The organism is Cupriavidus sp. LA-1 (assembly GCF_055385985.1).
This window is the reverse complement of the sequence record NZ_AP031388.1, coordinates 1,478,017-1,492,719: the sequence shown is the minus strand read 5'-3', so window position 1 is coordinate 1,492,719 and position 14,703 is coordinate 1,478,017. Positions and strand designations below refer to the sequence as shown.

Sequence of the window (14,703 nt, the reverse complement as noted above, 5' to 3'; positions counted from 1 at the left end):
CCGCATGGACGCTCATACCCTGACCGACGCCGGCGCCATGGGCGGCGCCGTGGCCGATGCCCACGCGCCCGCGCCAGGCACCCAGCCCGCATCATTGACGCCCACGTTCCTCGAGCGGCTGCTTGCCGAGGGCCTGATGATCGAGACCGGCGTGCGCGGCATCTACGGCCGCAGTGCCACCTTCGAATCCATCTGTGACGGCGTGAACGCGGCCATGACGCGCCTTGGGCACGACCAGGATGCCGAATTGCTGCGCTTCCCGCCGGCCATGGGCCAGGAGGACTTCGAGAACAGCGGCTACCTCAACAGCTTTCCGCAGCTGGCAGGCACCGTCCATAGCTTCTGCGGCGACGACAAGGGCCACCGCCGCCTGCTGGCGCGCCTGGAGAGCAAGGAGGACTGGACTGGCCAGCAGCAGCCGACCGGCGTGGTCCTGACCCCGGCGGCCTGCTACCCGATCTACCCGGTGATCGCGCGGCGCGGCCCGCTGCCCGAGGGCGGCAAGGTGGTGGACGTGTTGTCGTATTGCTTCCGCCATGAGCCCTCGCTCGAGCCGACCCGCATGCAGCTGTTCCGCCAGCGCGAGTATGTCTGCCTGGGCACGCCGGAGCGCATCACCGCATTCCGCGAGCTGTGGCTCGCGCGCGGCCTGCAGCTTGGCAAATCGCTGCAGCTGCCGGTGGAGATCGACGTTGCCAACGACCCGTTCTTCGGGCGCGGCGGCAAGCTCGTGGCCGAAAGCCAGCGCGAGCTCAAGCTCAAGTTCGAGCTGCTGATCCCGGTCAACGATGGCGCAGGGCCCACGGCATGCATGAGCTTCAACTATCACATGGACCATTTCGGCGCCACGTGGGGGCTGCGCACCGCGGACGGCGGCATCGCCCACACCGGGTGCGTCGGCATCGGTGTCGAGCGCATGACGCTGGCGCTGCTGCGCCACCACGGCCTGGACCCGGCCCGCTGGCCACAAGCGGTACGCGACACGCTCTGGGGGGGATAAATGTACGGCGATGGCAGGGCGAAGGTACGAGGAAGCCGCGCCACGTGGCAAGGCGGCAATCCGGTCTGGTCCCATGCGAATCAGCAAATCGACCTGTGGGTCGAGCTGCTGCAGGGATGGGACCTCGAGCCTGTTGCCGCCCTGCCGTTCACCGTGGCGCAGGATTTCGAGGGCGACCAGTTCACGCTCTCCGCATTTCCGGCCAATGACCTGGAGCGCCTGTACGGCATCGTCACGCACGAGCTGTCGATGTACGACCGGCTCGAGGCGCATGTTGCCGCGCAGACCGCGCGCGGCAACGTGGTGCTGCTGGAGGTCGACAGCTATCGGCTGCCGCAGCCGGCCGGCACGTATCGCCGCCAGCATTTGCGTTCATGCATCGGCATCGACGTCATGGTGCCCGAGGCCGCCGCCGTGGGCTATTTCCACGGCGACGGCTACCACACTGCCAGCGGCGACGACTATGCCGCCATCTTTCGCCCGGCGGCAGGCGCGTACGGGGATCCGCCGGCCTTTCCACATGCATCGGTGGCGCGGCGGCGCTTTTCCGCCCTGACCGATGCCGCGCTGATGCGCACCTCGCTCGAACTGCTGCGCCATCACCTGTCGCGCCGGCCGCAGGAGAACCCGATCAGTGTGTTCCGCATGGCGTTTCCGGGCCATCTCGAACACCTGATGACACGCGGCGAGCCCAACTTCCAGGTCTATGCGGCAAGCGTGCTGCGCCAGCTCGGCGTCAATTTCGAACTGCTGGGGCGCTACCTGCGCTGGCTGGTCCTGCACGGCCATGCGCTGCCGGATGCCATCGGCGAGGCTTGCTACACCATGGCGTCCGAAGCCATGGTGATGCAGTTCCGCCTGATGCGCGCTGTCATCAGCCGCAAGTCCGACCCATGCCAGGACTGCCTGGACCAGCTTGAGCAGGCCTACCAGGGCACGGTGCCGGCACTGGCCTCGCACTTTGGCGCGAGCGTGACATGAGCGCGCGCGACGTGGCGCAGCTGGCGCAAGCCCAGCCCGCGGCCACGGCCACAACCACAGCCACCACGACAGCCCTGGCGATCGCGCCCGGCGTTGCCGTGGGCCCGTGCACCCTGAGCGGCGAATGGGGCTGGCTGGAGACCCTCGCCGGTGCGGCGCAGGGCCCGGCGGAGCTGTCGGCGGACGCGGCCTGGCTGCCCGCGCCGGTGCCCGGCACCGTGGCCGCGGCCATGCGCGCGGCTGGCCGCTGGGACGACAGCGCGCCACCGCCGCTGCATCGGCATGACTACTGGTATCGCCTGCGCTTTGCCGGCAGCGGCCGGCGCCGGCTGCGCTTCAATGGCCTGGCCACGCTGGCCGAAGTGTGGCTCAACGGGGTGCTGGTGCTGACCACGCGCCATATGTTCGCCGCCCACCAGGTGGAGGTGCAGCTGGCCGGCGAGAACACCCTGCACCTGTGCTTCCGCGCGCTGCATCCGTGGCTGCGCAAGCAGCGCGGCCAGGTCCGCTGGAAGCCGCGCATGATCGTGCCGCCGACGCTGCGCGCGGTACGCACCACGCTGCTTGGCCACATGCCGGGCTGGTGTCCGCCGGTACACGCGGTCGGGCCGTGGCGCGACATCGAACTGCTCGATCCCGCCAGTACCGATGCGCTGCACGGCGTGCGTGCCGACGTGTCCACGCGGCTGGAGGGGGCGGACGGCGTGATCACGCTGGGGCTGCACTTCCCGGGACCGGCGCCGGCGCAGGCACACTGCCGGGCAGCGGGTGCCGGCGGCGAAGTCTGCGGCAACCTGGAGCGGGTGTCCGAACATGTGCTCTGCGGCACGCTGCGGGTGGCGCAAGCCCGGTGCTGGTGGCCGCATACGCATGGAGAACCCGCGCTGTACCGGGTCGAAGCCCAGTTCGGCGGGCAGGCCCTGCACTGCGCGCAGGTGGGCTTTCGCACCATCGAAGCGGACCGCGACGGCGAGCCCGGCGCGTTTGCGCTGCGCGTCAATGGCGAGCGCGTGTTCTGTCGCGGCGCCTGCGTGTCCAGCCATGACCTGCCGGGACTGGCCGACAGCGACGAGGCCGTGGGCCGCTGGCTCCGTCTGGCGCGCGATGCCGGCATGAACATGGTGCGGGTCAGTGGCGTGACCTGCTACCCCGGCGAGGCCTTCTACCGCCAGTGCGACGAGCTGGGCCTGATGGTGTGGCAGGACTTCATGTTCGCCAATTTCGACTACGGCGCCGACCTGGACGCGTCGCGCGGCCTGATGGAGGACGCCGCGCGCGAGGTCGGCCAGTGGCTGCAATCCACACGCGCCCATCCGGCCATCGCGGTGCTGTGCGGCGGCAGCGAGGCCGAGCAGCAGGCGGCGATGCTGGGCACGCCGCGCGGCGCCTGGCGCCAGCCGCTCTTTGACGAGCTGATTCCCGGCCTGGTGGGAGCGCATCGCCCCGACGCAGTCTATGTGCGCAACTCGCCCAGCGAAGGCGCGTGGCCGTTCCAGCCCGATACCGGCATTACGCACTATTACGGCGTGGGCGCCTACGAGCGCCCGCTGCCGGATGCGCGGCTGGCCAATGTGCGTTTTACTTCCGAGTGCCTGGCCTTTGCCAACGTGCCGTGCACGCGCACCCTGAATGAAAACGGCCTGACCCAGCCGCTGCACGATCCGCGCTGGAAGGCGCGCGTGCCGCGCGATGCCGGCGCGGCCTGGGATTTCGAGGACATCCGCGACTTCTACCTGCGCGCCTTGTACGAGGTGGACCCGCCGCGCCTGCGCTACGAGCGCCCGGCGCGCTACCTGGCGCTGTCGCGCGCGGTGGTGGCCGAGATCATGACCGAGGTCTTCAGCGAGTGGCGCCGCGTGGGTTCCACCTGCGCGGGCGGGCTGGTGTGGCAGCTGCAGGACCTGCTGCCGGGCGCGGGCTGGGGCATTGTCGATGCGTGCGGGCGGCCCAAGTCGCCCTGGCATGCCTTGCACAGCGTGTGGCAGCCATTGCAGGTGCTGCTGACCGATGAAGGGCTCAACGGACTGCATGTGCACGTCATCAACGAGACCGCGCAGCCGCGCACCGTGCAACTGGTACTGCGCTGCCTGCGCGATGGCGAAGCGGTTGCGGCACAGGCGCGGCAGCCGCTGACGCTGCAGCCGCGCGAGTCGTGCCGGATCGCCGCGGCGGCCATGCTCGACCACTTCTTCGATTTCACCTACGCCTACCGCTTCGGGCCGCCGGCCCATGATGTGGTGCTGGCCACCCTGCATGCGGACGATGACAGTGGTGGCGTGCCGCTCAGCCAGGCGGTCTACCTGCCTGACCGCCGCGCCAGCGCGCTGCACGCACCGGAGCTGCGTGGCAGCGTCGAATGCGTGCAGGGCGTGTGGTGGCTGACGGTCGGCACCCGGCGCTTCGCGCGCTGGGTGCATATCGAGGATCACGCCTTCCTGCCGGAGCAGGACTGGTTCCACCTTGGCCCGGGGGAAACGCGGCGCATCCGCCTGATGCATGAGAGCGGGCCGGGTGCGCTGGCCGGCGCCATCCCTTCGGGCGAGATCTACGCCATCAACGCCGACCAGCCCGCCAGCTACGACGCGTAGGGCGCAAGCGTCCCGGCAAGCCCCCTTCCCCTTGTCATGCCTTGCCTGGCGGCATGCCGCCGCCGGCGGGCACTTGCATTTGCCGCCAGCCGGACGCGCCATGACGGGTTATGAGGCGCCCTGGGGACGCCGTCGTGGCTGCGCTTCCACCTGCTACCAACCAACCAAAGTATGAGCGAGTACCAGCCGTCAGCCTACTGTCGCTTCAGTGTGCGATAGCACTTAATACAGTCAACAAGGCAGCACAAAGCGCACCGCGGCCTTGCGCGGGAGTACGGCGGAAAGGGGTTGCAGCCAACCACGAGTCAGTCTTCAGCAGTGTCAAGAAGTCGATAAGCGTCAGAAGCGTCAGTAACGGGTGGAGCGGTATCGCCGGGTCATCTGCACCATGCAGCCAGTGCGCCCAGGCGGGCCAGTGCCGTTCTCGGGTGAACGGGGAGAGTCAACATGATCACGCAACGGTCGGACCTGCATGTCAATCACCTGCTCAATGCATTGCCGCGGCAGGAATGGGAAACGCTGTCGCGCCACTTCGAGCTGGTGCGGCTGCGCGCCGGCGAACTGTTGACCGACACCAGCCAGCGCATCGTGCATGTGTATTTCCCGACCACGTCGGTGGTGTCGCTGCTGTCGCTGCTCGAAGACGGCGCCACGGTCGAGTTTGCCGCCGTGGGCAACGAAGGGCTGGTCGGCATTCCGGTGGTCACGGGCGGCGACACCATGCCCAGCCGCGTCGAAGTGCGCAGCCCGGGTTTCGCCTACCGTATTCCGGCGCGCGCGCTGCGGGCCGAGCTGGCTTACCTGCCGACGCTGCAGCGCGTCACGCTGCTGTATGTGCAGGCGGTGCTGACGCAGATCGCGCAGACCGCGGCGTGCAACCGCCATCACTCGCTGAACAAGCAGCTGTGCCGCTGGCTGCTGCTGGCCCGCGACCGCATGAACTCGGACGAGCTGGTGATCACCCAGCAGGTCATTGCCAACATGCTGGGCGTGCGCCGCGAGGGCGTCACCGAAGCCGCTGGCAAGCTTGAGAACCTGGGTTTGATCCACCACAGCCGTGGCCATATCACCATCCTCGATCATTGTGGCCTCGAGAAGCACTCGTGCGAGTGCTACAAGCTGGTCAAGCGCGAGTACGACCGCCTGTTGCCGGCGCTGGCTCACGCCTGAAACGTTGGCGCGCACGGCGCATTTGGCACCGTGCGCGCTGTGCGCATGCGGATTGCGTCAGGCCTGCGTCGGATCCATGGTGCCGAACGACGACACCAGGCCGGCAATGAGTTCCTCATAGGCGGACTCCATCGTGCCGAGGCACTCGGTGCAGCGGTCCGGACGGCCGCGCGCGACGGCCCGGGCCAGGCGGAACTGCAGCACCTTGCTTTCCGACGCAATGGTGTGGGCCGCCTTCGCGACGCGGGCGGGCACGTCGTAGCCATGCTCGCCGAACCAGACGAGGCAGTGATGCAGCATCTCGAAGTTCGCCCCCAGCTGGCGCGGCAGGTTGAAGCCGTAGAGGTGGAAGTAGGCATCGCCGCGCGCCAGTATGACTGCGACGTGGTCGTCGAACTCCGCGCGCCAGCGCGTGACCGGGTTGACAGCGGGGCGGCGGCCCAGATGACGGCGCATCAGCACGGCGGCCGCGTCGCAGGCAGCCGCGCCGCGCAGCGGCGGGCGCACGCGCTTGGCGTATTCGGCATACGGAAACAGGATGTTGCCATCGCTGAGCTCGGGCGTGAGGCGCAGCAGGCCGCGGTAATCCTCATCCTCGGCGCTGTGATACCCCAGGCTGTGGTAGTAGGACAGGCGCTGCGCCACGGGGTCGATCTGGTCGATGGCGACCGAGGTCTTCACATGCCCCTGGCGATAGGTGGTGGTGCGCGTGTCGGGCAGGTAGTAGCTGTCCATTTCCACCAGCACGGTATTGCCGCGCCCGACCTGTTCGACAACATGCGCCTGCATCGTGTCGTAGACCGCCATCTCCAGCACCACGGTGCCGTACATCAGTTCAAGGTCCGCCTGCGGATACTTGAAGAAGGTGAAATGGTCGCCCTCGAAGTCCTGGGTCACGGTGAAGGCCAGCGCGGCGCGCGGATCGAGCCCCCAGCCATACAGCAGTTCGATCCACAGGTCCATATAGCAGTTGGTCTCCTGCCAGATCGAGGCTTCATCATGCAGCAGGCGCTGCACCGGCCTGGCCACATGGCAGGGGGGCTGGTGGGCGTAGTGGTAGGCCTCGCTGCCGGCGGCGACGGTGCCGGCATCCACCGCCGTGGTTGCCGTTGTTGCCAGTTCCCGCTCCATGTCGATCCTCCGCAGTGTGCGCATGCCCCTCAACCGCGACGGCAAGCGGCGCGCTTGCACGGTCCACTGTATTGCAGCGCCTGCGGCCGCCGGCTTCGGTGCGCTCTCCAACAGAGCGCGCGCGATTGCGTGCGCCCACGTCCCGCTTCGCCGGCTCCGCCGCGGCCAGGCAGAACGGCGCAAGAAGCGTGTGCGGAATCGAACAGATTCAGCCAGGGCGCCTGCCTAGACTGGCTCACATCCCCGTCAAGGCGGTCAGGGATCGCTGCCGGGCGTCCCCGTTTCTGCGTGGCTGGCGCGGTGGCTGCGCGTTGCGGAATGGAACGCCCGGGACGCTTGGAACGTGCTACAGGCCAGGAGGCATGATGCGAACTCGGACCCGGGACCAGATACGGCCGCCGTCGGCGATCAACGGCGGAGTGCAGGCAGCCATAAAGGCGCTGACCGACAGACCGGTGCGTTGCGCCGCGCCGCTGCCGGTGGTCCAGCCCGTCATCCTGGCCGGTGGCGCCGGGACGCGCCTGTGGCCGCTCTCGCGCGAGCAGTTCCCGAAGCAGTTGCTCAACCTGATTGCCGAAGACACGCTGCTGGAAGCGACCGCCAACCGCCTGGCGGGCGTGGCGGCGCTGGCGGGCCGCCCGGCCGGCATGGAGGCCGCGCAGATCGTGGTCTGCGGCGAAGAGCACCGCTTCATGATCACCGACATGATGAAGCGCGCCGGCAAGCCGGCACGGGTCTTGTCCGAGCCCTGCGGGCGCAATACCGCGCCGGCGCTCACGGTGGCGGCGCTGCATGCGCTCGGCGCGGCGGGCGACAGTGGCGATGCCGTGCTGGTGGTCACGCCGGCCGACCACAGCGTGGCCGACGTCGAGGCGTTCCGCCAGGCCATCGCCACGGCGATACAGCACGCCGACCTGGGCGCCATCGTCACGCTGGGCGTCAAGCCGGTCGCGCCGGAAACCGGGTTTGGCTACATCCGCGCGGCGGGTGGCGCGGATCGTGGCGCCTTCGTGCTCGACCGTTTCGTCGAGAAGCCGCATCTGGAACTCGCCAAGCATTATGTGGCGTCCGGCGAATTCTGGTGGAACAGCGGCATCTTCGTGGTGCGGGCCTCGGTCTGGCTCAGGGCCATGGCCGAGCTGCAGCCCGAGATGGCCCGGCAATGCCGCGCCGCCTATGAGGCGAGCGAACGTGCCGCCTGCGCCGGCGAAGTGCTTTGCCTCGGCAAGGAGGCCTTCAATGCCTGCCCGTCCGACTCGATCGACTACGCCGTGATGGAGAAGCTCGAGACGCTGCCGGATATCGCCGGCATGCTGGTGCCGCTGGATGCGGGCTGGTCCGACGTGGGTTCGTGGGCGGCGATCTGGGATATCGCGCCCAAGGACGCCAGCGGCAATGCCGGGCGTGGGCGGGTGCTGTTCGATGGCGCCACGTCGTGCCTGGCGCATTCCGAAGGCCGCCTGATCGCGTGCGTCGGGGTGCAGGACGTGGTGGTGGTGGAAACCGCCGATGCGGTGCTGGTGGTGGACAAGGCGCATGTGCAGGATGTGAAGAACATCGTGCAGCGCATCCGCTCGGAGCATGGCAATGAAGTGGTGAACCATCGCAAGGTGCGCCGGCCCTGGGGCTGCTATGACTCCATCGATCACGGCGACCGCTTCCAGGTCAAGCGCATCGTGGTCGACCCCGGCGCCAGCCTGTCGCTGCAGATGCACTACCACCGCGCCGAGCACTGGGTGGTGGTGCGCGGCACCGCGCGCGTGACCTGTGGCGACAACGTCAGCATTCTTTCGGAGAACCAGTCGACCTATATCCCCATCGGCACCCTGCACCGGCTGGAGAACCCGGGCAAGACGCCGCTGGAGATCATCGAGGTGCAGTCGGGAGCGTATCTCGGCGAAGACGACATCGTGAGGTTCGAGGACAACTACGGGCGCAAATAGGGGTTGGCGGCCGGTATCGGGCGCCACCCGTCGGCAGGGGTGGCAGGCACGCACCGCTTGCTGCATGAACAGCAGGGGCAGCAAGGGCAGCATGTGGCGGGGAGATATGTCGTGAGCAGAATGTCATTTGCCGGTGCCATGCCGGTTCCCGACCAGGTGTCGCCGCGCAGCGGCGCGAATGCGCGCGTCTTGCTGGACCATGCGGGCTGGATTGTCGCGGCAGGACTGGCCGGCGCGGCCCTTGCCGGGCTGGCATCGCTGTCGACGCCCGATCTCTACCGCGCCAAGGCACTGGTGCAGGTGCAAAGCCGGGACAGCGGCGCCGGGGCCAGGCAGGCCGCGCCGCAGCTTGACCTTGGCATGCTGAAGAGCCGCGCGGTGGTCGGCCCGGTGGTCGAGCGCCTGCATCTGGATATCGAGGCGCACCCGTTGCGCGCGCCGCTGCTGGGCAGCCTGGTCAACCATTTCTCCGAACCCGGCAAGCTGCGCGGGCCGTGGCCGGCGGAACTGGGCTACGCCTGGGGCGGCGAGCGCCTTGCGGTGGAGCGCCTGCACGTGCCCGAGCGCCTGCTCAACGTGCCCCTGACACTGGAGGTCCTGCCCGACGACGGCTTCCGGCTGCTTGGGCCGAACGCGCAGGTCGAGGGCCGGGTCGGCCAGGTCGCCGAGGCCGGCGGCATCTCGGTGCTGGTAACGGGGATCGAAGCCCGTCCGGGCACCCGCTTCCTGGTGACGCGCCGCGATCTCACGCTGATGGTCGATGCCGTGACGCGCGAGCTGCACGTCGACAGCGAATCCAGCGATGCCACCACGCTGCGCATCAGCTGGCAGAACAGCGACGGCGCCACCGCGGCGGCGCTGGTCAACGGCATTGCCGATTCCTATATCAAGGGCCAGGCCGAGCAACGCCAGGACGACGCGGCCGCGACACTCGCGTTCCTGTCGGGCGAGCTGCCGCGCGTCAAGGCCGAACTCGAACGCGCGGAGAGCGCGCTCACGCGCTACCGCTCGCGCTCGGGGTCGCTGGCGCCCAGCCAGGACGTGCAGTCCTACCTGAACGGCAGCATGGAATACCAGCGCCAGATTGCCTTGCTGCGCCTGGAGCGTACCAAGCTGCTGCAGCGCTTTACCACCGAAGCCAACGAGGTGCGCACGGTCGACAGCCAGATCCAGCAACTGATGCGCGAGCGCCAGGAGATGGACGCGCGCATGCAGAACCTGTCGGCGTCGGAGCGTGAATCGGTGGCGCTGACGCGCGATGTCAAGGTCGCCGAAGACATGTACATGACCCTGCGCAACAAGGTCGAGCAGCTGTCGCTGGCGCAGCTCGACCGCACCGGCCAGATCCGCATTGTCGACAACGCGCTCACGCCCATGGTGCCGATCGGCATGGGGCCCTGGCCGCCGGCCGCGGGCGGTGGCGTGCTGGGAATGCTGCTGGCGGTGGGCGTGCTGACGCTGCGCCAGCGCGTGCGTCCCACGGTGGCAACGGCCAACGACGCCGAGGCCAGGCTCGGCATCACCATGCTGGGCGACATTGCCTTCAGCCGGGAACAGGCGGTGCTGGAGCGCATGGTGTCGGCCAAGGCCCTGCTCGGCGTGGCCGCCGGCTACGCCGCGCCGCCCACGGCCCGCCTCGAGCGGCCGCGGCCTTCCAGCGCGGTGATCGACGTCGCCGCGCTGGAGGATGACAGCGCCGACCGGCTGCTGCGCCTTGGGCTGCACGACCAGTTCCTGCTGGCGCGCAACGCGCCGCATTCGCTGGCGGTGGAGGGACTGCGCAACATCCGCGCGGCGGTGCATTTCGCCCTGCGCGAGGCCCCGGACCGTGTCGTTGCCGTGACCAGCCCGGCGCCCGGCGCGGGCAAGACCTTTGCGTCGGTCAACCTGGCGGTGCTGTTCGCCGAGGCCGGCCAGCGCGTGCTGCTGATCGACGCCGACCTGCGCCGCGGGCGCGTGGCCAACTGGTTCGACCAGCCCGCCGAATCCGGGCTGGCTGAGGTGCTGACCGGGCGCGTGGCGCTGTCGGCCGCGGTCCGGCCCACGGTCATCAACGGCCTGTCGATCCTGCCGGCGGGCCTGCCGCCGCCGAATCCTTCGGAATTGCTGATGCGCCCGGGCATGGCCGAAACCCTGCGCCTGTGCGGCACCCGCTTCGACCTGGTGCTGGTCGATACACCGCCGGTGCTGGCGGTGGCGGATGCCACCCTGGTGGCCAACCTTGCCGGCTCGACCCTGGTGGTGCTGCGGGCCGACACCACCCTGCCCGGGCAGGTCGACGAAACCCTCAAGCGCTTGCAGCGGGCCGATGCCCGCATGCTGGGTGGCGTCCTTAACTGCGTGATCGCCAAGCGCAGCAACCGTGCAGAGTTCAACAGCGTCAATCCTTACCTCGGGATGCCGGTGACGGTGCCGCCATCGCACCGGATCGGGCAGGCGCTGCATATGGATGACAACAACGAATAACTGACCGCTCCCGGTGGAGCGTACCAGTTTCTGCGTAAGTATCTGGGTCAGTCGACCATCCGCTCGCCAGGGAGGCGACATGAGGCGACTTATGTTCGAAGGCTGTGCCGGCTGGCTGCACGAGGCACAGGGAAAGACCGGGGTGGTGCTGTGCGCGCCGCTGGGCCATGAAGCCATGTGGTCGCACCGGGCGTGGCGATACCTGGCCGACGATCTCGCGGCGGCGGGTGTGCCGGCGCTGCGCTTTGACTACCCCTGTACCGGCGATTCCGCGGGCGCCTGCGACGAGGCCCACTTCGTCGGGCGCGCCGTATCCAGCATCGTGGCCGCGGCAGCGCAGCTGCGCGAGCAGGCCGGGGTCGACCGGATCGTGCTGTGCGGCCTGCGGCTGGGCGCGAGCCTGGCGGTGCAGGCCGCCGCGGCGATGCACGCGCACCCGACATGGCAGGGTGGCGTGGCCGGGCTGGTGCTGCTGGCCCCCGTGGTCAACGGCCGCGCCTACCTGCGCGAATTGCGCGCGCTGCATGTGAACTGGCTGAACAGCGTCGGCCCCGCCGAAACCCCCCATCCGCCCCCGCCCGGCGCGCTCGACGTGCTGGCGTTTCGCTGCATGGCTGACACCGTGCGCGAGCTCGAGGCGCTGCGGCTGGACCGCATCATGCCGTGCCCCGCGCCGCGCGTGCTGCTGCTCGATGCCTGGCCCGGCACCACCTCGGCGGGCGCCGCGCTCGCGCGGCAATACGCCGACGGCGGCGCGCAGGTCAAACAGGCGGCGTTCCCTGAATACCCCGCGATGATGCAGTCGGCGGAAAACGCTTCGGTGCCGGCGCAGGCATGGCAGCAGGTGATTGCCTGGCTGACGCCTGAGCCAGCTGCGGCGCCGGCGGCCGGGCGCCACCTTCGCGGCACCATCGGGGCCGCGGCCCTGCGCGCGGCCGTGGATGGCGTCGTCGAGGAGGCGGTCTGGCTCGACGCCCGGCGGCAGTTCGGCATCCTGTGCCTGCCGCGGGATGCGACGCCGGCCCAGCTCGCGGTGATCTTCCCGAATACGGGCGGCAATCATCATGTCGGCGACGGGCGCATGTATGTCACGCTGGCGCGCCGGCTGGCCAGGCAGGGCGTGGCCTCGCTGCGGCTCGATGTGGCGGCGCTGGGCGACAGCCCGCACGCGGAGCGCAGCATGAACATCCAGGCCATCTATTCGCCCGCTCCGCGGGCCGATGTCAGCGCGGCCGTCGACTGGATGCGCGCGCGCGGCTTCGGCCGTATCGTGCTGGCCGGCGTGTGCTCGGGTGCCTTCCTCAGCCTGCAGGCCGCGCTGGCCAACCGCGGCGTCAACGGCCTGGTGCTGGCCAACCTGGTGATGTTCCGCTGGGACCGGACCGACAAAGTGGTCGTGGGCCACGGCAACCGGTCGTGGCGCGGCTGGCTGGCCGCCGCACGCCATACCAGGAACTGGCAACGGCTGCTGCAAGGCGATGCACAGGTCGGACGGCTTGCGGGCGCCATCGCGCGCAAGGCGTACCGCCGCGCCACCGAGCGTATCGCCCTCCGGCTGAGCCGCCTGCGCGGCGGCGAAGACCTGGCATCGATCACCGCTTACGCGCGCGCCGCGATGCGCGACCTGGACGGCCGGGGTGTTCGTACGGACCTTGTCTACGGGGCCGCGGACATCGGGCTGGCGGAGGCCAGGCTGCGCTTCGGCAAGGACCTGGAAGCGCTGGCGTGTCTTGCGCATATTGCCGTGCACCGGCATGCATGCATGGACCACGCCCTGTTCCTGAGCGGCGCCCGGCAGGCCTTCTGCGACCATGTGGTGCAGCACGTCGAGCAGCAGCTTGCCGGCATGGATGCGGCACGGGCTGAGCCGGCGCATGCGCAGGAACTCGCGCCTGAGCGCAACTCCATGTCCCCCGGCGTGTCCTGACCCCCGCGCGCGCAGAACCCGGCGTGGACAGTGCCAATTCACCAAACCGAGAACCATGGCCATGCATCGACGAGACCAGCTCTTCATTAACGGCCAGTGGGTTGCTCCCCACGGCAATGGCAAGATCGACGTCATCGACTCCGCTACCGAAGCGGTCATGGGGACGGTGCCGGAAGGCTCGGCGCGCGACGCCGAGGATGCCATCCAGGCGGCGCGCGCGGCCTTCGACAGCTGGTCGGCAACGCCGCCGGCAGTGCGGGCCGGCTATATCGCCAGGATTGCCAAAGGGCTGAAGGCGCGCATCGAAGAACTGGCCCAGCTGATCGTCGGCGAGGTCGGCATGCCGATCAGGCTGGCGCGCCCGCTTCAGGTGGCTACCCCGGTCTACAACTGGCGCCTGGTCGCCCGGCTGCTCGAGGATTTCCCCTTCGAGGAAGAAGTCGGCAACTCGCTGGTGGTGCGCGAACCCGTGGGCGTGGTGGGCGCCATCACGCCGTGGAACCTCCCGCTCAACCAGATCACGCTGAAGGTGGCGCCGGCGCTCGCTGCGGGCTGCACCGTGGTGCTCAAGCCCTCCGAGGTGGCGCCGCTCAATGCCTTCGTGCTGGCCGAGGTGATCGAGGCCGCCGGCCTGCCGCCGGGGGTGTTCAACCTGGTGACCGGCTATGGCCCGGTGGTGGGCGAGGTGCTGGCCAGCCATCCTGAAGTCGATATGGTGTCGTTCACCGGTTCGACCCGCGCCGGCAAGCGCGTGTCGGAACTGGCCGCGCAGACCGTCAAGCGCGTGGCGCTGGAGCTGGGCGGCAAGTCGGCCTCGGTGATCCTGGACGATGCCGACCTGCCGGCGGCGGTGAAGGGCACCCTCGATGCCTGCTTCCTGAATTCCGGCCAGATCTGCTCGGCGCACAGCCGCATGTTGGTGCCGCGCGCCCGTTATGACGAAGTCAAGGCGATCGCGCTGAAGGTGGTCGAGGGCTTTACCGTCGGCGACCCGCTGCAGGACATCAGCCTGGGACCGTTGGTCTCGGCGGTGCAGAGGGACCGCGTGACCAGCTATATCCGCCGTGGCCTGGCTGAAGGCGCCGAACTGGTGGCCGGCGGCCCCGAGACCCCGGAAGGGCTGGACCAGGGCTTCTTCGTCAGGCCGACCGTGCTGGGTAACGTCGAGCCGGGCGCGACCGTGGCACAGGAAGAGATCTTCGGACCGGTGCTGTCCATCATCTGCTACGACACCGAGGAAGACGCGGTGCGTATCGCCAATGACAGCATCTACGGTCTGGCCGGCGGGGTCTGGTCGGGTGACGAGGCACGCGCGATCCGCGTGGCGCGCCGCATCCGCACGGGCCAGGTCGATATCAACGGCGGCCCGTTCAACATGCAGGCACCGTACGGTGGCTACAAGCAGTCCGGCAACGGGCGCGAACTGGGCAAATACGGCCTCGAGGAATACCTGGAGTACAAGTCGCTGCAGCTGAAGCGGCCGGCTGCCTGACGGCG

General features: G+C 69.1%; 9 protein-coding genes. 8 read left to right on the top strand and 1 reads right to left on the bottom strand.

Annotation, left to right across the window (positions count from 1 at the left end; all coding sequences use genetic code 11):
* Positions 1 to 4 precede the first annotated feature (4 nt).
* From ACZ5MJ_RS25985 to ACZ5MJ_RS25970, 4 genes are all read left to right on the top strand, one after another.
* Complete coding sequence (locus tag ACZ5MJ_RS25985) at positions 5 to 1,000, top strand: amino acid--[acyl-carrier-protein] ligase (protein WP_464223783.1); 996 nt, start codon at positions 5 to 7, stop codon at positions 998 to 1,000.
* A complete protein-coding gene (locus ACZ5MJ_RS25980) occupies positions 1,001 to 1,981 on the top strand; it encodes a DUF1839 family protein (protein WP_464223782.1) in 981 nt (326 codons plus the stop codon).
* Positions 1,978 to 4,569 carry a glycoside hydrolase family 2 protein gene (locus tag ACZ5MJ_RS25975; protein WP_464223781.1) on the top strand — a complete coding sequence of 864 codons (2,592 nt, stop codon included), beginning with the start codon at positions 1,978 to 1,980 and terminating at the stop codon, positions 4,567 to 4,569. The genes ACZ5MJ_RS25980 and ACZ5MJ_RS25975 overlap by 4 nt, the downstream gene beginning before the upstream one ends.
* A 447-nt stretch (positions 4,570 to 5,016) precedes the next feature.
* Positions 5,017 to 5,739, top strand: coding sequence for a Crp/Fnr family transcriptional regulator (locus ACZ5MJ_RS25970; RefSeq protein WP_078198677.1), 723 nt, complete (start codon positions 5,017 to 5,019; stop codon positions 5,737 to 5,739).
* A 57-nt stretch (positions 5,740 to 5,796) separates the two neighbouring features.
* Here the strand turns inward: ACZ5MJ_RS25970 and ACZ5MJ_RS25965 are convergent, their stop codons facing one another.
* Complete coding sequence (locus ACZ5MJ_RS25965) at positions 5,797 to 6,870, bottom strand: DUF1839 family protein (RefSeq protein ID WP_464223780.1); 1,074 nt, start codon at positions 6,868 to 6,870, stop codon at positions 5,797 to 5,799.
* Between the two features lie 362 nt (positions 6,871 to 7,232).
* Here ACZ5MJ_RS25965 and ACZ5MJ_RS25960 point away from each other — a divergent pair, with 362 nt between their 5' ends.
* The 4 genes from ACZ5MJ_RS25960 to ACZ5MJ_RS25945 all read left to right on the top strand — a co-directional run bounded on the left by ACZ5MJ_RS25960 (position 7,233) and on the right by ACZ5MJ_RS25945 (position 14,698).
* Positions 7,233 to 8,813, top strand: coding sequence for a mannose-1-phosphate guanylyltransferase/mannose-6-phosphate isomerase (locus tag ACZ5MJ_RS25960; RefSeq protein ID WP_464223779.1), 1,581 nt, complete (start codon positions 7,233 to 7,235; stop codon positions 8,811 to 8,813).
* Positions 8,814 to 8,933: 120 nt separating this feature from the next.
* Positions 8,934 to 11,279, top strand: a complete 2,346-nt coding sequence (locus ACZ5MJ_RS25955; protein WP_464226614.1) for a polysaccharide biosynthesis tyrosine autokinase — start codon at positions 8,934 to 8,936, stop codon at positions 11,277 to 11,279.
* 79 nt (positions 11,280 to 11,358) lie between these two features.
* On the top strand, positions 11,359 to 13,206 hold the full coding sequence (locus ACZ5MJ_RS25950) for a serine aminopeptidase domain-containing protein (RefSeq protein ID WP_464223778.1): 1,848 nt from the start codon (positions 11,359 to 11,361) through the stop codon (positions 13,204 to 13,206).
* Between the two features lie 61 nt (positions 13,207 to 13,267).
* Positions 13,268 to 14,698, top strand: a complete 1,431-nt coding sequence (locus ACZ5MJ_RS25945) for an aldehyde dehydrogenase family protein (protein WP_464223776.1) — start codon at positions 13,268 to 13,270, stop codon at positions 14,696 to 14,698.
* Positions 14,699 to 14,703: the final 5 nt, after the last annotated feature.

Excerpts from the sequence above, each read along its gene's own strand:
- ACZ5MJ_RS25950 (WP_464223778.1), top strand. The coding sequence starts at position 11,359 with ATGAGGCGACTTATGTTCGAAGGCTGTGCCGGCTGGCTGCACGAGGCA.
- ACZ5MJ_RS25970 (WP_078198677.1), top strand. The coding sequence starts at position 5,017 with ATGATCACGCAACGGTCGGACCTGCATGTCAATCACCTGCTCAATGCA.
- ACZ5MJ_RS25975 (WP_464223781.1), top strand. The coding sequence starts at position 1,978 with ATGAGCGCGCGCGACGTGGCGCAGCTGGCGCAAGCCCAGCCCGCGGCC.
- ACZ5MJ_RS25965 (WP_464223780.1), bottom strand. The coding sequence starts at position 6,870 with ATGGAGCGGGAACTGGCAACAACGGCAACCACGGCGGTGGATGCCGGC.
- ACZ5MJ_RS25955 (WP_464226614.1), top strand. The coding sequence starts at position 8,934 with ATGTCATTTGCCGGTGCCATGCCGGTTCCCGACCAGGTGTCGCCGCGC.
- ACZ5MJ_RS25980 (WP_464223782.1), top strand. The coding sequence starts at position 1,001 with ATGTACGGCGATGGCAGGGCGAAGGTACGAGGAAGCCGCGCCACGTGG.
- ACZ5MJ_RS25960 (WP_464223779.1), top strand. The coding sequence starts at position 7,233 with ATGATGCGAACTCGGACCCGGGACCAGATACGGCCGCCGTCGGCGATC.
- ACZ5MJ_RS25945 (WP_464223776.1), top strand. The coding sequence starts at position 13,268 with ATGCATCGACGAGACCAGCTCTTCATTAACGGCCAGTGGGTTGCTCCC.
- ACZ5MJ_RS25985 (WP_464223783.1), top strand. The coding sequence starts at position 5 with ATGGACGCTCATACCCTGACCGACGCCGGCGCCATGGGCGGCGCCGTG.